This window comes from Citrobacter sp. LJND-P06 (assembly GCF_058188415.1).
The window spans coordinates 3,070,672-3,087,088 of record NZ_CP187317.1; the positions used below are offsets into that span (position 1 = coordinate 3,070,672).

At 51.9% G+C, this 16,417-nt stretch carries 16 protein-coding genes; 13 read left to right on the plus strand and 3 right to left on the minus strand.

The window, feature by feature from the left end; all coding sequences use genetic code 11:
* Positions 1-46 precede the first annotated feature (46 nt).
* Both mntS and ACO7SM_RS14675 read left to right on the plus strand, forming a co-directional pair.
* Positions 47-175, plus strand: coding sequence for a manganase accumulation protein MntS (gene mntS, locus ACO7SM_RS14670; RefSeq protein WP_490468151.1), 129 nt, complete (start codon positions 47-49; stop codon positions 173-175).
* A 268-nt stretch (positions 176-443) separates the two neighbouring features.
* Positions 444-2,027, plus strand: coding sequence for a phosphoethanolamine transferase (locus tag ACO7SM_RS14675; RefSeq protein WP_490468152.1), 1,584 nt, complete (start codon positions 444-446; stop codon positions 2,025-2,027).
* A 98-nt stretch (positions 2,028-2,125) separates the two neighbouring features.
* On the opposite strand, the gene ompX is transcribed toward ACO7SM_RS14675, so the two are convergent.
* The gene (gene ompX / locus ACO7SM_RS14680) at positions 2,126-2,641 is read right to left on the minus strand and encodes an outer membrane protein OmpX (RefSeq protein WP_276292314.1); all 516 of its coding nucleotides are present in this window, start codon (positions 2,639-2,641) and stop codon (positions 2,126-2,128) included.
* 354 nt (positions 2,642-2,995) lie between these two features.
* Here ompX and rhtA point away from each other — a divergent pair, with 354 nt between their 5' ends.
* The 6 genes from rhtA (at position 2,996) to ybiO (ending at position 9,654) form a co-directional block, all read left to right on the plus strand.
* Positions 2,996-3,883, plus strand: coding sequence for a threonine/homoserine exporter RhtA (gene rhtA / locus ACO7SM_RS14685; protein ID WP_490468153.1), 888 nt, complete (start codon positions 2,996-2,998; stop codon positions 3,881-3,883).
* Between the two features lie 299 nt (positions 3,884-4,182).
* Positions 4,183-4,686 (plus strand): DNA starvation/stationary phase protection protein Dps, encoded by a 504-nt coding sequence (gene dps, locus ACO7SM_RS14690; protein ID WP_490468154.1) that lies wholly within the window; start codon positions 4,183-4,185, stop codon positions 4,684-4,686.
* Positions 4,687-5,051: 365 nt separating this feature from the next.
* Positions 5,052-5,798: a glutamine ABC transporter substrate-binding protein GlnH gene (gene glnH, locus ACO7SM_RS14695; protein WP_301696297.1), complete on the plus strand. Its 747-nt coding sequence runs from the start codon at positions 5,052-5,054 to the stop codon at positions 5,796-5,798.
* Between the two features lie 126 nt (positions 5,799-5,924).
* Positions 5,925-6,584 carry a glutamine ABC transporter permease GlnP gene (gene glnP / locus ACO7SM_RS14700; protein WP_203358390.1) on the plus strand — a complete coding sequence of 220 codons (660 nt, stop codon included), beginning with the start codon at positions 5,925-5,927 and terminating at the stop codon, positions 6,582-6,584.
* Positions 6,581-7,303, plus strand: a complete 723-nt coding sequence (gene glnQ / locus ACO7SM_RS14705) for a glutamine ABC transporter ATP-binding protein GlnQ (RefSeq protein ID WP_192611668.1) — start codon at positions 6,581-6,583, stop codon at positions 7,301-7,303. The genes glnP and glnQ overlap by 4 nt, the downstream gene beginning before the upstream one ends.
* Before the next feature lie 119 nt (positions 7,304-7,422).
* Positions 7,423-9,654, plus strand: coding sequence for a mechanosensitive channel protein (gene ybiO / locus ACO7SM_RS14710; protein ID WP_490468155.1), 2,232 nt, complete (start codon positions 7,423-7,425; stop codon positions 9,652-9,654).
* 5 nt (positions 9,655-9,659) lie between these two features.
* On the opposite strand, the gene rlmF is transcribed toward ybiO, so the two are convergent.
* Positions 9,660-10,586 (minus strand): 23S rRNA (adenine(1618)-N(6))-methyltransferase RlmF, encoded by a 927-nt coding sequence (gene rlmF / locus ACO7SM_RS14715; RefSeq protein ID WP_490468156.1) that lies wholly within the window; start codon positions 10,584-10,586, stop codon positions 9,660-9,662.
* 287 nt (positions 10,587-10,873) lie between these two features.
* Here rlmF and mcbA point away from each other — a divergent pair, with 287 nt between their 5' ends.
* The 5 genes from mcbA to ybiJ all read left to right on the plus strand — a co-directional run bounded on the left by mcbA (position 10,874) and on the right by ybiJ (position 15,340).
* Positions 10,874-11,134, plus strand: a complete 261-nt coding sequence (gene mcbA, locus ACO7SM_RS14720) for a DUF1471 family periplasmic protein McbA (protein WP_490468157.1) — start codon at positions 10,874-10,876, stop codon at positions 11,132-11,134.
* Between the two features lie 302 nt (positions 11,135-11,436).
* Positions 11,437-13,722 carry a catecholate siderophore receptor Fiu gene (locus tag ACO7SM_RS14725; protein ID WP_490468158.1) on the plus strand — a complete coding sequence of 762 codons (2,286 nt, stop codon included), beginning with the start codon at positions 11,437-11,439 and terminating at the stop codon, positions 13,720-13,722.
* 45 nt (positions 13,723-13,767) lie between these two features.
* Entirely contained in the window at positions 13,768-14,445 is a 678-nt protein-coding gene (ybiX, locus tag ACO7SM_RS14730) for a PKHD-type hydroxylase YbiX (RefSeq protein WP_490468159.1), read from the plus strand.
* Positions 14,446-14,527: 82 nt separating this feature from the next.
* Entirely contained in the window at positions 14,528-14,794 is a 267-nt protein-coding gene (locus ACO7SM_RS14735) for a DksA/TraR family C4-type zinc finger protein (protein WP_203358396.1), read from the plus strand.
* A gap of 285 nt (positions 14,795-15,079) precedes the next feature.
* The gene (ybiJ, locus tag ACO7SM_RS14740; protein ID WP_192611661.1) at positions 15,080-15,340 is read left to right on the plus strand and encodes a DUF1471 family protein YbiJ; all 261 of its coding nucleotides are present in this window, start codon (positions 15,080-15,082) and stop codon (positions 15,338-15,340) included.
* Between the two features lie 106 nt (positions 15,341-15,446).
* On the opposite strand, the gene ybiB is transcribed toward ybiJ, so the two are convergent.
* Positions 15,447-16,415 carry a DNA-binding protein YbiB gene (gene ybiB / locus ACO7SM_RS14745; protein WP_490468160.1) on the minus strand — a complete coding sequence of 323 codons (969 nt, stop codon included), beginning with the start codon at positions 16,413-16,415 and terminating at the stop codon, positions 15,447-15,449.
* Positions 16,416-16,417 lie beyond the last annotated feature (2 nt).

Sequence of the window (16,417 nt, forward strand, 5' to 3'; positions counted from 1 at the left end):
AGTCATCCCTCAAGGATTGATGGGATCGAGAAGTCAGGAGGTTTATATGAACGAATTCAAGAGGTGTATGCGCGTGTTTAGTCACTCTCCCTTTAAAGTACGGTTAATGCTGATCTCAATGCTGTGCGAAATGATCAACGGCAAACCAGATCAGGGTAAACCCTCCTCACACTAATGCGGCGTCGCGGTACGCCGCTTCCTTTTCTTCTCTCCACTTCAGATAATTTTTCTCGGTTCAGCGCAAATACCCCTTCTTTTTGTCTGATTTGCTATCCCCTTCGCAAAACATTTTCGCTGTAGTAGTTGACCTAAACATGAGCAAGCTCTATCTTCTTGCAGCCCTGCATATATTGCGGCACGCAGATACCCTCTTCACGCACTCTCAGGCAGGCATTAACCCTTTGCGCCAGGGTAAGCACATGGCGTTTTTGTAATAGTGGCATATGAATTTAACCCTCAAAGACTCGCTTATTGCCCGCAGCCGGGTCATTACCCCGTGGACGGCCTTTTACTTTTTACAATCTTTGCTGATTAACCTCGCACTGGGTTACCCCTTTAGCCTGCTTTATAGCGCAGCCTTTACCTGCATATTGCTGCTGCTCTGGCGCAGCGCGCCGCGAACGCAAAAGGTGTTGATCGGCGTATGTTCACTGATCGCCGCAATGTATTTTCCGTTCGGTCAGGCATACGGTTCGCCCAACTTTAATACCTTGCTGGCGATGCATTCGACCAACGTGGAAGAGTCGGCTGAGATCCTGACTATTTTCCCGTGGTACAACTACCTGGTGGGTGTCTTCATTTTTGCGCTGGGCGTGATTGCCATTCGCCGCAAAAAAGAGAGCGAAAAGAAACCCTGGAATACGCTCAACAGCCTGTGCCTGCTGTTTAGCGTCATCACGTTCTTTGTTACCCCCGTGCAAAACCTGGCGTGGGGCGGCGTCTTTAAACTGAAAGATACGGGTTACCCGGTATTCCGCTTCGTCAAAGACGTTATCGTCAATAACAATGAAGTGATTGATGAAAAGGCGCGGATGGCAAAACTGGCCGGAATGAAAGACACCTGGACGGTGACGGCGGTGAAACCCAAATACCATACCTATGTGGTGGTGATTGGCGAAAGTGCGCGCCGGGACGCGCTGGGGGCGTTTGGCGGTCACTGGGATAACACCCCCTTCGCCAGCACGGTCAACGGCAATATTTTTATGGATTACGTTGCTGCGAGCGGATCCACACAAAAATCGCTTGGGCTGACGCTTAACCGTGTGGTGGACAATCAACCGCAGTATCAGGACAACTTTGTGACGCTGGCCAACCGCGCCGGTTTCCAGACCTGGTGGTTCTCAAATCAGGGGCAAATTGGCGAGTACGATACCGCTATTGCCAGTATTGCGAAACGTGCTGACGAAGTGCATTTCCTGAAAGACGGTAACTTTGAAGCGAACAAAAATGTGCGTGACGAAGCGCTGTTAAAAATGACCGCCCAGGTACTCGAAACCGAGCATACGCAGCCGCAGCTCATTGTCCTGCATTTAATGGGCTCTCATCCGCAGGCCTGCGATCGTACGCAAGGTAAATACGCAGAATTCGTGCAGTCAAAAGAGACGTCCTGCTATCTCTACACCATGACGCAAACTGACGACCTGCTGCGCCAGCTATACGACCAACTGCGCAATAGCGGCAGTAGTTTCTCGATGGTTTATTTCTCCGATCACGGTCTGGCGTTTAAAGAGCGTGGAAAAGAGGTGCAGTATCTGGCGCATGACGATCAGTTCCAGCAGAACTTCCAGGTGCCGTTTATGGTTATCTCCAGCGATGATAAAGCCCACCGCAAAATCAAAGCGCGCCGTTCCGCTAATGACTTCCTGGGCTTTTTCACCCAGTGGACCGGGATCAGCGCGAAAGAGATCGACACTAAATACCGTTTCATCTCTGAGCAGAAAGCCGGGCCTATCTTCATCACCAACTTCAAGTTACAGAAGGTGGATTACAACCATCTGGGCACTGACATCTTCGATACCAAATCGTGATAACCGAACGGGGATGAGATATCGCCCCGTCGCTTGCGCCATTTTCAGACAAAAAAAAATCCGCCCCAAGAGGCGGATTTTTCATATCACCGTAGTGATTAGAAGCGGTAACCAACACCCGCGATCCAGGTACCCACATCAACGCTACGAATACGGCTCTGCTCGTAGGAGAAGTCCAGAGCAACGTTTTCGATCGGGTTGAACTGAACACCGGCACCGTAGGAGAAACCGTAGTCACTGGTGTCGTTTTTGTCAGTCGGTAAATTCGTTTCCTGGAATTTACCGTAGCCAACACCCACTACGCCGTAGATGCTTGCCCAGTCGTTCAGACGGTAAGCCGGGCCAGCAGTGAGGCCGTAATACTGGGTTTTGTTGTAATCGCCTGCACTGTTAGTACGACTTTTTTCGGTGTAGGTGAAGGAACCAATTACGCCCAGCGGGTTGTTGTCCTGCTCGTAACGATACTTCAGGTTAAAACCACCCATTTTGTTGGCCTGGCCCTGAGCATCGCTCTGAGCGTAACCACCAGTAACGGTAGAAGTAGCAGCTACAGCAGTACCTGCGGAGATAGCCAGTACAGCGGCCAGTGCTGAAAGACATGCAATTTTTTTCATAACCACCTCAAATGTGCTTCAAGTAAATCCTAAGCTTTAAATATATCAAATATTGATGAGAAACTCTTTGCGATTCGCGATGTCTAACGGAGCCTTTCATGTAACAGAACGTTTCCAAAGCTCGCTATCTCTTTCAAATAACATCACTTTTTCGCATGATTGCACCATTATTACGCGCAAAATATGGCACTTTCATCCAGATTAATCCTAATCACACAGATTATTATTCCATCAACCAACCCCTATTCTACGGATTTTCTGGATTTTTTTTTCAACGAATACTCAACCGCCAGAGGGTTATTTCCTTTACACTCCCCCTTTTACTTTTCTACACATTTATTGACAGGAGAAAGGATGCCGGGGTCGTCACGAAAAACGCCAGTCTGGTTACCCATCTTGGTTTTACTTATTGCCATGTCCTCTATTCAAAGCGGGGCTTCACTGGCGAAAACGCTATTCCCTCTCGTTGGCGCGCCGGGTGTTACTGCGCTGCGCCTTGCGTTGGGTACATTAATCCTCATCGCGTTCTTTAAACCCTGGCGTTTGCGTTTTGCAAAAGAACAACGTCTTCCTCTGGTGTTTTATGGGCTGTCGCTGGGGGGAATGAACTACCTCTTTTATCTGTCGATCCAGACGGTACCGCTGGGTATCGCCGTTGCGCTGGAATTCACAGGCCCCCTTGCGGTGGCCCTGTTTTCTTCACGACGTCCGGTTGATTTTATTTGGGTGGCGCTGGCCGTCCTTGGACTGTGGTTTCTGTTACCGCTGGGGCAGGATGTCTCTCATGTTGATCTCACCGGCGCGTTACTGGCGCTTGGGGCAGGCACCTGCTGGGCCGTTTATATTCTCACCGGACACCGCGCGGGAGAGGAGCACGGCCCCGCCACCGTCGCCGTCGGTTCGCTGATTGCCGCAATGGTTTTCGTTCCCCTTGGCGTCATCCAGGCGGGTGATGCCCTGTGGCACTGGTCGATTATCCCGTTAGGTCTGGCGGTGGCTGTCCTTTCCACAGCACTGCCCTATTCGCTGGAAATGATTGCGCTGACACGCCTGCCCACGCGCACCTTTGGCACGCTGATGAGTATGGAGCCTGCCCTTGCCGCCGTTTCCGGGATGATCTTCCTGGGAGAGACGCTGACGTGGGTACAGACGCTGGCCTTAGGTGCCATCATTGCGGCATCCGTGGGTTCAACGCTCACTCTGCGTCGCGAAACCAAAATAGAGCAAGTTGATATTAATTAACGTCGCCGTTCTGCATGATGTGCATCATCATGCAGAATATTCCCACTGCTGAACCGTCTGATATCCTTTTATTTTTGCGTTCTCGTTGGCATATTTATTCTCATTTTCATTCTCTGATAAAAATAAGCAACAAAGACACAACAAAACAATCATGCCTTTGATTTTTATCTATTTTTATATTTCTCATCATCCTCGCTATTAATGCAATAGGCACAACCAAAAAAGCAGGAATTAAATCTGCTGCTATACTTAGTTTCGTTAATTACCTGGGACACAAAACATCAAGAGGATATGAGATTATGAGTACCGCTAAATTAGTAAAAACGAAAGCGTCTAATCTGCTTTATACCCGCAACGATGTCTCCGACAGCGATAAGAAAGCGACAATCGAGCTGTTGAATCGTCAGGTGATTCAGTTTATTGACCTGTCATTGATAACCAAGCAGGCCCACTGGAACATGCGCGGTGCCAATTTCATTGCCGTACATGAAATGCTGGATGGCTTCCGTACCGCATTGACCGATCACCTTGATACGATGGCTGAACGCGCAGTACAGTTGGGTGGCGTGGCATTAGGCACAACGCAAGTCATTAATAGCAAGACGCCGCTGAAAAGCTACCCGCTGGATATCCATACCGTACAGGATCACCTGAAAGAGCTGGCCGATCGCTATGCGATAGTCGCTAACGATGTGCGTAAAGCCATCAGCGAAACGAAAGATGAAGACACTGCGGATATCCTCACCGCCGCCTCTCGCGATCTCGACAAATTCCTGTGGTTCATTGAATCCAACATCGAATAAGCACGTCATAAGTACTTCCTCTAATAACCCTCGCGCTGGCGGGGGTTTTGCACTTTTATGGTGCACCAAAGATTCCTTCCGCCCTGCCAAAGTGAATAAATTGTAATAATCACTTCACACAATCGTTAACGAAAGATTGTTTTATCAACAATTTTTACGCTAAATAGCCATACCGTTTGCACCAGGACAATTCTGCACTAATTCAGTGCCCCAAAACGGTGCGAAGCGTCGACTTTGCCCCGCTTATTGTGCAACGACATAAAACACATGCCTGTTAAAACAATGAGTTGCAAAGTTGGCATGTTTTTTTCATTACATTATCTGTTCTCGCAGGGGATCGCCCCGTGGATATAAAAGGAAATGCTATGAAGTCTGTATTAAAAGTTTCACTGGCAGCACTTACCCTGGCTTTTGCGGTATCTTCTCACGCCGCGGATAAGAAACTCGTTGTCGCAACCGACACGGCCTTCGTTCCGTTTGAATTCAAACAGGGCGACAAATACGTTGGCTTTGATGTGGATCTGTGGGCTGCCGTAGCAAAAGAACTGAAGCTGGATTATGAACTGAAACCGATGGATTTCAGCGGCATCATCCCTGCGCTGCAAACCAAAAACATCGATCTGGCGCTGGCGGGCATCACCATTACAGAAGAACGTAAAAAAGCGATCGACTTCTCTGATGGCTACTACAAAAGTGGTCTGTTAGTGATGGTGAAAACGGACAATAACGACGTAAAAAGCGTTAAAGACCTCGACGGTAAAGTGGTTGCCGTGAAGAGCGGAACCGGTTCTGTTGATTACGCGAAAGCCAACATCAAAACCAAAGATCTGCGTCAGTTCCCGAACATCGATAACGCGTACATGGAGCTGGGCACCAACCGTGCAGACGCTGTTCTGCATGATACGCCTAACATCCTGTACTTCATCAAAACCGCGGGCAACGGCAAGTTCAAAGCGGTCGGTGAGTCTCTGGAAGCGCAGCAGTATGGTATCGCTTTCCCGAAAGGCAGCGATGAACTGCGCGAGAAAGTGAACGGCGCGCTGAAGACGCTGCGTGATAACGGCACCTATAACGAAATCTACAAAAAATGGTTCGGTACTGAACCTAAATAAAACAGCCTGAAAATCGGCTCGTCGTGCCCGGTGGCGCTCACGCATACCGGGCCTACGTTTTAGCCCCTGTCCGCCTCCGGCAACATGGGCCTTTGAATAATTTCACCACGGTAACAGGAACGACATATGCAGTTTGACTGGAGTGCCATCTGGCCCGCCATTCCGCTTCTCATTGAAGGCGCCAAAATGACCTTGTGGATTTCGGTCCTCGGTCTGGCCGGCGGTTTGGTTATCGGGCTGGCAGCAGGCTTTGCGCGCACCTATGGCGGTTGGATTGCCAACCACGTCGCGCTGGTCTTTATTGAAGTCATCCGCGGTACGCCCATCGTCGTGCAGGTGATGTTTATCTACTTCGCCTTGCCAATGGCGTTTAACGATTTGCGGATTGACCCGTTCAGCGCCGCCGTCGTCACCATTATGATCAACTCAGGCGCCTACATCGCCGAGATTACGCGTGGGGCCGTGCTCTCAATCCATAAAGGTTTCAGCGAAGCCGGACTGGCGCTTGGACTTTCTCGCACAGAAACCATTCGTCATGTCATTTTGCCACTTGCGCTGCGCCGCATGTTGCCGCCGCTGGGTAATCAGTGGATCATCAGCATTAAAGATACCTCACTGTTCATTGTTATCGGCGTGGCTGAACTCACCCGTCAGGGCCAGGAGATCATTGCCGGTAACTTCCGCGCACTGGAAATCTGGAGCGCCGTTGCGGTGTTCTACCTGATCATTACGCTGGTACTGAGCTTTATTCTGCGTCGTCTGGAAAGAAGGATGAAAATCCTGTGATTGAATTTAAAAACGTCTCTAAGCATTTTGGCCCAACCCAGGTGCTGCATAACATCGATCTGAACATCCGTCAGGGCGAAGTGGTCGTCATTATCGGGCCTTCCGGCTCCGGTAAATCCACCCTGCTGCGTTGCATCAACAAGCTGGAAGAAATCACCTCTGGCGATCTGATCGTCGATGGCCTGAAAGTGAACGATCCGAAGGTGGACGAGCGCTTAATCCGCCAGGAAGCGGGGATGGTGTTTCAACAGTTCTACCTCTTCCCGCATCTGACGGCGCTGGAAAACGTCATGTTCGGCCCACAGCGCGTACGCGGTGCGAAAAAAGAGGACGCGGAGAAACTGGCTAAAGAGCTGCTGGCGAAAGTCGGGCTGGCGGAACGCGCTCATCACTATCCGTCTGAGCTTTCCGGCGGCCAGCAACAGCGCGTGGCGATCGCCCGTGCGCTGGCGGTGAAGCCCAAAATGATGCTGTTTGATGAGCCGACCTCCGCGCTCGACCCGGAACTGCGCCACGAAGTGCTGAAAGTCATGCAGGATCTGGCGGAAGAAGGCATGACGATGGTTATCGTGACGCACGAAATTGGCTTCGCCGAGAAAGTGGCTTCACGTTTAATCTTCATCGACAAAGGCCGCATTGCGGAAGACGGTAACCCGCAAACGCTGATTGAAAATCCACCCAGTCAGCGTTTACAGGAGTTTTTACAACACGTCTCCTGATCCCCGTGCTCACCTCCCTTCTTTCGAAGGGAGGTTCCCTGCGAATTGTCCCATTTCAAATTCCTCCTCCCCCATCCTCTATACTTATCTTTTTGTTTTACTTTCTCACTGGAGGAGTCATGCGGTGGATTCTGTTCATCCTCTTCATTCTACTGGGCGCTCCCGCCCACGCAGTCGTGATACCCGGCGTAACGACGGGCACACCGTCCCAGACGGGCGCGACACCCACAACGGAACCTGATGTCGAACAAAAGAAAGCAGCCTATGCGGCGCTCGCGGACGTGCTGGAGAACGAGACGTCGCGTAAAGAATTGATCGCGCAGTTACGCAGCGTCGCGAAGACGCCTCCCGCAGAGTCGGTGCCTGACATCACGCCCCCTACGCTTGCAGAAGAAAAAACCGTGCTGGAGAATGTCACTGACATCAGTCGTCACTACGGTGATGCGCTCTCCGGGAAGTTTGCCCAACTCTATCGCAATATTACCGATTCCCCGCACAAACCCTTCAATTCACAATCATTTACAAATGCCCTGACCCATTTTTTAATGCTGGCGGCCTCAGTCTTCACCTTTTACTGGGTCATCCGTCTGTGTACGCTGCCGCTGTATCGCAAAATGGGTCAGTGGGCGCGTAACAAAAACCGCGATCGCAGTAACTGGCTACAGCTACCAGCGATGATTGTCGGCGCGTTTATTATCGATCTGCTGTTGCTGGCGCTGACGTTATTTGTCGGGCAGATGCTGAGTGATAAAATGAACGCAGGTAGCCGCACCATCGCGTTTCAGCAGAGTCTGTTTCTCAACGCGTTTGCGCTGATTGAATTTTTCAAGGCTATCCTGCGCCTGATATTTTGCCCGGCCGTGCCGGAGCTGCGTCCGTTTACTCTTCAGAATGATGGCGCACGCTACTGGAACCGCCGTTTAAGTTCGCTCAGCAGCCTGATTGGCTATGGGCTGATTGTCGCCGTTCCTATTATCTCCAACCAGGTGAATGTCCAGGTCGGGGCGATGGCCAACGTCATCATCATGTTGTGCATCACCTTATGGGCACTGTATCTGATCTTCAAAAACAAGCAGGAGATCACCCAGCATCTGCTGGATCTGGCGCAACGTTCGCTGGCGTTTTTTAGTCTGTTTATCCGCGCCTTTGCCCTGGTGTGGCACTGGCTGGCCAGCGCCTATTTCATCGTGCTGTTTTTCTTTTCTCTGTTTGATCCCGGCAATAGCCTGAAATTTATGATGGGCGCCACGGTGCGCAGTCTGATCATTATTGGCGCCGCCGCGTTTATCTCCGGGGTCTTCTCTCGCTGGATTGCTAAAACCATCACCCTGTCTCCCGAAACGCAGCGAAACTACCCTGAACTGCAAAAACGGCTCAATAACTGGCTCTCTATGGCGCTGAAAGTGGCGCGATTCCTGACGGTCTGTATCGCCGGCATGCTATTGCTTAACGCCTGGGGATTATTCGACTTCTGGAACTGGCTGCATTACGGGGCAGGCGAAAAAACGGTTGATATCCTGATCCGCATCGCGCTGATCCTGTTTTTCTCGGCCATTGGCTGGACTGTACTGGCAAGCCTGATAGAAAATCGTCTGGCCTCCGATGTCCACGGGCGTCCGCTGCCCAGCGCACGTACGCGCACATTGCTCACGCTGTTTCGTAATGCGCTGGCGGTGATCATCAGTACCATCACCATCATGATTGTGCTCTCGGAAATCGGGGTCAATATCGCGCCGTTACTGGCAGGCGCCGGGGCGCTGGGGCTGGCGGTTTCATTCGGCTCGCAAACGCTGGTGAAAGATATTATTACCGGGATCTTTATCCAGTTTGAAAACGGCATGAATACCGGCGATCTGGTGACGATCGGGCCGTTAACCGGGACGGTGGAACGGATGTCTATTCGATCGGTGGGCGTGCGTCAGGATACCGGGGCTTATCATATTGTTCCGTGGTCATCGATAACCACCTTCGCCAACTTCGTACGCGGTATTGGTTCGGTGGTGGCGAACTATGATGTGGATCGTCATGAAGATGCCGACAAAGCTAACCAGGCGCTGAAAGACGCCGTTGCGGCGGTGATGGAAATAGACGACGTGCGTGGCCTGATTATTGGCGAGCCATCATTTTCCGGCATTGTGGGCTTAACCAATACGTCATTTACGCTGCGCGTATCGTTTACCACATTGCCGCTGAAGCAGTGGACTGTCCGCTTCGCGCTCGACACTCAGGTCAAAAAACACTTTGACCTCGCCAATATCCGTCCCCCGGTACAAACCTATCAGGTTCTACCGGCACCGACCGGCGGGACTGCGGCGGCACAACCTCTGCCGCCTGACGAACCGACGATCTAGGCCGGTCAGCGTTTCTGCGTCATAAAGCGGCGACGCTGATCGTTATCCATAAAGGTCCAGGCGATAAAGCGACTCTGCTTTTGCCCCTGGGCCATCTCTTTTTTAACGACTTTGACCGCGCCAACATCCGTTAAAGCACGATACAGCGGGGGCAAATTCTCACCGCGCGAAACCAGCGTGGTAAACCACATGACCTGACGGCCAAACGCCTGGCTCTCCGCGATCATTTTTTTGATGAACGCCACTTCGCCGCCTTCACACCATAACTCCTGCTGCTGGCCGCCAAAATTCAGCGCATCGTCTTTATCCTGCCCGAGATTACGGCGTTTACGCTCGCTGCCGGCACGCGCAGAAGCGGCCGAGTCATGGAACGGCGGGTTACACAAGGTAGCCTCAAATTGTTCATTTTTATGAATAATGCCGTTGAAAATCGCCGTAGGATCTTTTTGACGACGCAAACGGACAGAGCGGGTTAACCCTGGATTTCCCTTAATAATCGCCTGGGCGCTGGCAAGCGCCTCATCGCTGGTTTCGCTTCCGGTAAAGCGCCAGCCATACTCATGAGCCCCAATCAGCGGGTAAATACAGTTCGCCCCCACGCCCACGTCCAGTATGCTTGCCGTGGTCGGAATCGTTCCCGTCGTCTCACCGAGCAGATCGGCAAGATGGTGAATATAATCCGCGCGCCCCGGTACCGGAGGACACAAAAAACCGTCAGGTATATCCCAGCTCGTCACGGCGTAGAAATGCGCTAACAGCGCTTTGTTCAACGCCTTTACGGCCAGCGGGTTGGCAAAATCAACGCTTTGTTCGCCACCTGGCGTGCGAACGAGAAATTGCGCCAGCTCTGGCGTGACCTGGCATAATGTCGCGAGATCGTAACGACTGTGGTGACGGTTACGGGGGTGTAATCCCGGTTTCTGGGGGGACATGGCATTCTCCTTTTAACAGCGGCGTAAGATACCCGTATAACGCAACGCGGTAAACATGCTTAAGCGGCGAAAACCGTTATGACGCCAGAAGGTTATCGACAAAGCGCATAAATTTTACTGCCAGAGCGGCCCAAATAAGTAATATTTATGTCCTTGATTTGTCAATATTCGTCAATATGCATCGTTCAAAAAATAAGCAGATCTTCATCGATTTTTTGCGTTAATTGTCGTCCTCTGACGTCCTAAACTTATCAGGCACTACCCGTTGTCTCTCAGAGGAAGTCATCATGAAAAAATGCTTCACTTTACTTGCAGTCACCGTACTTACCGGCCTGACGTTTGCTTCATTTGCCGCACAGCCAATCACCAGTCCAGAAACCGGACAGCTAAGAGCGTCTGGTACCGTTTCCGCTTCAGGGGCGACTAACCTAAGCGATCTGGAAGATAAACTGGCTGAAAAAGCGCGTGAACAAGGCGCGAAAGGTTTTGTGGTTAACTCCGCTGGCGGTAACAATCAGATGCACGGCACTGCAACCATCTACAAATAGTGTTCTTACCCGCTCAACTGCATTCGTCCTGGATGCAGTTTTCCTTTCTCCCCTGCCTTACCGCTTCTTCACCATTCGCTCACTTTGTAAACATCATGTGTGAAATTTGAGAGCCATGTAAATAAATGTATTTATTTTTTAACGAATGAATGATAGAAATTCGCGCCAAGTGATAACCATTATCAAAATCATTATCACTTACGATTCCACACCGACGAGACCTGCAGTGGCATGACATCCGCAGAGATGTCCCCTTCGCGGGGTGGGAATATCAATCAAATAATAAAAAGTCGCTTATTAACATGGATAAAAATCGCAACCTGCCTTCCAGTAGCTTCCATTCGCTCACGTTTTTTGCCGGTCTGTGCATCGGACTTTCGCCTGTTGCACACGCTGTCGCCGCAGATGAACAGGCAAAGAAACAGGATGATACGTTAGTCGTGGAAGCCTCCACCCCGTCGCTTTACGCCCCGACAAAATCCGCCGATCCGAAATTCTCGCGCCCGGTGGCGGACACCACACGCACAATGACGGTGATTTCAGAACAGGTTATCAAAGATCAGGGCGCCACCAATTTGACCGATGCACTCAAAAACGTGCCCGGCGTTGGCGCTTTCTTTGCAGGCGAGAACGGTAACTCCACCACGGGCGATGCGGTTTATATGCGTGGCGCCGATACCTCAAACAGCATCTACATTGACGGCGTGCGTGACATTGGCAGCGTCACGCGCGATACCTTCAACACTGAACAGGTTGAAGTGATCAAAGGCCCGTCCGGTACCGATTACGGCCGCAGCGCACCGACGGGCTCGATCAATATGATCAGCAAACAGCCCCGTACCGACTCGGGCATTGATGCCTCTGCCAGCGCGGGGAGCGCGTGGTTCCGCCGTGGTACGCTGGATATTAACCAAGTGATAGGCGAAACCACCGCCGCGCGCCTGAACCTGATGGGCGAAAAAACGCATGACGCGGGCCGTGATAACGTTAAAAACGAACGTTACGGCGTCGCCCCTTCCGTCGCTTTCGGTCTGAGTACGCCGACTCGCCTGTATCTGAATTATCTGCATGTGACCCAGCACAACACACCAGACGGGGGGATCCCGACGATTGGTTTACCTGGCTATTCTGCGCCTTCTGCTGGCACGTCCGTACTCAACAGTTCTGGCAAAGTGGATACGCACAATTTTTACGGCACGGATTCCGACTACGACGATTCCACGACCGACACCGCCACCATGCGTTTCGAACATGACCTGACCGACAGCACCACCCTGCGTAACACCACACGCTGGTCACGCGTCAAACAGGATTATCTGATGACCGCGGTGATGGGCGGTGCATCGAACATCACACAGCCTGACAACAACGTTGACTCCTGGACCTGGTCTCGCCTGGCGAATACCAAAGATGTCAGCAACAAGATCCTGACCAACCAGACCAACCTGACGTCGACGTTTTATACCGGCTCCATCGGACACGACATCAGTACGGGTGTCGAATTTACCCGTGAAACCCAGACCAACTACGGCGTAAATCCTCTGACGCCGCCACCGGTCAATATTTACAACCCCAATAGCAACGTCCACATTGGCGGGCTGACCCGTAATGGCGCAAACGCCAACGGCCAGACCGACACCTTCGGCATCTATGCGTTCGATACCCTGCAAATCACCCGCGACATTGAACTCAACGGCGGCATTCGACTCGATAATTACCGTACCGAGTACGATAGCGCCACCGCCTGTGGCGGCACGGGACGCGGCGCAGTGGCTTGCCCGGCGGGCGCAGCGAAAGGTTCCCCGGTCACAACAGTGGACACCGCAAAGTCGGGCAATCTGGTGAACTGGAAAGCAGGCGCGCTGTACCACCTGACCGACAACGGCAATATTTATGTTAACTACGCTATTTCTCAGCAACCGCCAGGCGGAAATAACTTTGCCCTCGCCCAGAGCGGCAGCGGCAACAGCGCTAACCGTACTGACTTCAAACCGCAGAAAGCGAAAACCAGCGAAGTGGGCACCAAGTGGGAAGTGCTGGATAAACGTCTGCTGTTAACCGCCGCGATATTCCGTACCGATATCGAAAATGAAGTTGAACAGAACGACGACGGAACGTACTCCCAGTACGGGAAGAAGCGTGTGGAAGGATATGAACTTTCCGTTGCCGGGAACATCACGCCGGACTGGCAGGTTATCGGCGGTTACACCCAACAGCACGCTACCATTCGCGACGGCAAAGATGTGGCGCAGGATGGTTCCTCTTCCCTGCCGTATACGCCAGAACACGCCTTTACCCTGTGGAGCCAGTATCAGGCCACCAGCGATCTCTCCGTCGGGGCTGGCGCGCGCTATATCGGCAGCATGCACCGGGGTTCTGACGGTGCGGTCGGCACGCCGTCTTACACCGAAGGTTATTGGGTCGCGGATGCAAAACTGGGATACCGCGTGAACCGCAATCTCGATTTCCAGTTGAACGTTTACAACCTGTTTGACACTGACTACGTCTCCTCGATTAACAAGAGCGGATACCGTTATCATCCGGGTGAACCGAGAACCTTCCTGTTCACAGCCAATATGCATTTCTGATTTGCATCGCGTGGGGCCCCGGCCCCACTTTTCGGAGAATCGCACATGATGTATCACATTCCGGGCGTTTTAACGCCGCAAGCCGTCGCGCAATGTCGACAACAACTCGAGCAGGCTGACTGGATCGATGGCCGGGCAACCACTGGCGCTCAGGGCGCTCAGGTCAAAAATAACCAGCAGGTTGATACCGGAAGCGAACTGTATATCGCGTTACAGAAGGCGGTACTGTCAGCCATCAACCAGAGCGCGCTGTTTTTCTCTGCCGCCTTGCCGAAAACGATTTCCATGCCGCTGTTCAACCGCTATCAGGATAATGAAACCTATGGTTTTCATGTTGATGGCGCTGTACGCAGCCACCCGGAAAACGGCTGGATGCGCACCGATCTTTCCGCCACCCTATTCCTGAGTTCGCCGGAAAGCTATGACGGCGGGGAACTGATTGTTAACGATACCTACGGACAACATGCGGTGAAGTTACCGGCTGGCGATGTCGTGCTGTATCCCTCCAGTAGCCTGCATTGCGTCACCCCCGTGACGCGGGGAGTCCGCGTTGCCTCATTTATGTGGGTTCAGTCGATGATCCGCGATGATAAGAAACGCGCGATGCTGTTTGAACTGGACAAAAATATCCAGTCGCTCAAAAGCCGCAACGGCGAAAGCGAGGAGATCCTCTCTTTACTCAACCTCTACCATAACCTGCTGCGTGAATGGTCTGAGATCTGAGAAGACGCTGTCTTGACGGTGCGATTATTGCCCCCACATTCACTACAATTACCCTATGAAATGAATGTGGAGGTGACGGCTTATGGCATCCGGATGGGCAAATGACGACGCCGTGAATGAACAGATCAACAATACCATTGAAGATGCTGTCGCACGCGTTCGCGGGGAATTACCCCAGGGGGAAAGTCTGCATGAATGCGAAGAGTGTGGCGATCCTATCCCCGAAGCCCGACGCAAAGCCGTTCCGGGCGTCAGGTTATGCCTGGCCTGTCAGCAGGAGAAAGATTCAAGAAACGAAACATTTTCAGGATATAATCGCAGAGGATCGAAAGACAGCCAGTTACGTTGACTTATCTTTACCGAAAAAATCGCGCGATGCGGTTTCCTTTACACTCACGTTTTTTGGCGAACTGCATAGCAAAATGTGCCGTTATCCTTCGCTCTGTAAACCGAAGCATCAGGAACTGTAAAGGGATAATCTGAATTTATTAATAATCAATAGGTTATTTGTCATTCAATATTTTTGATTGAGGCCGTCAATTCTATTCGATTTTATCTCTCGCTCAATAACGTGATACTTATCACATCGACGGAACATCGTCTTACTAACAGAATAACCTGCGAGAGATTAACTATGAAAACCATCAAATATGCTGTTGCCGCTATCGCTCTGTCTGGACTTTCCTTTGGCGTTTTCGCCGCTGAGCCGGTGACGGCTGCACAAGCACAAAGCATGAATAAAATCGGTGTAGTTTCTGCGGAAGGCGCCACCACCCTGGACGGTCTGGAAGCGAAACTGGCTGAAAAAGCCGCTGCTGCTGGCGCAAGCAGCTATAGCATTACCTCTGCATACAGCAACAACAAAATGAGCGGTACTGCGGTTATCTACAAATAATTTTTTGTCTGTATGCCAACAGACGCCCTGCTCCAACCCTCATAGACCTGTATTACCCTTTGTTTGCCCGTCCGCCACTGGACGGGCTTTTTTTTACCTGAATCCGTTAAAAACTCTGACCGACGCGTGCCAGACCTTCTGTCAGTGTCTCCACTTCGCCCGTTGCCACCAGACAGCAGGCCATTTGCATTTTCAACGCGTCAGGAACCGGTTCGCGGCCCGCCAGGCAGCGCTCAATCCAACGCGCTGTGGTTTCTGGATCTTTGGCGACAGGGAGTGGCACCGGCTCTTCGGGCATTTCGCGTTGACGATCCAAAAGCACCTGCACGCCACGCTTATCGATCAGACTAATTTGCGGGCAGCGCTGCGGATTGGCATACACTTCCCCTTCAGTGCCATGCATCAGCAGACTGCGTCCACCAATATCACCAAAGAACTTCGCCACACGCGGGACATATTCCGGATGAGAAACGCTGGCAAGACGTAAAGCTGCATCTTCTGCAAAAGGCGTCGCCAGCTTCGCCAGCGTGTGGGCACTGTTACGCACCCCCATTCGCCAACGCATCGCCAGTTGTTTTTCCAGCGGCGGGCACAACGTGCCGACGGGAATAAACACCGGCTGGTGTCCGTCGAGTTTTGCCTGCGCCTGACCGGCATGCAGGGTCGGCGTAATTCCCATCATGTCAAAAATAGTTTCGGTCAATACACGCGTCGGATCTTCGCTCACCCCGTGAACCACCACCGGAAAACCCAGTTTACGCAGCAGAATAGCCAGCAGCGGCGTCAGGTTTGCCTGTTTACGCGCCCCGTTATAACTGGGGATCACGATAGGCATCGGTTTTGCCACAGGCGGCGTCAGGCGAATAGTGTGCTTCTGCATCGCTTCATAGAAGCCCAGCATTTCGGCCTCACCTTCTCCTTTAATGCGCAGCGCAATCAGTACGCCGCCCATTTCCAGGTCAGGGACTTCCCCTTTTAACATCTCGGTATACAGGCCGCGCGCGGTGTCCTGGTCCAGATCGCGGGCGTGGTTTTTACCTCGCCCAACCTCTTTGATGATTTTGCGGTAATCCATCG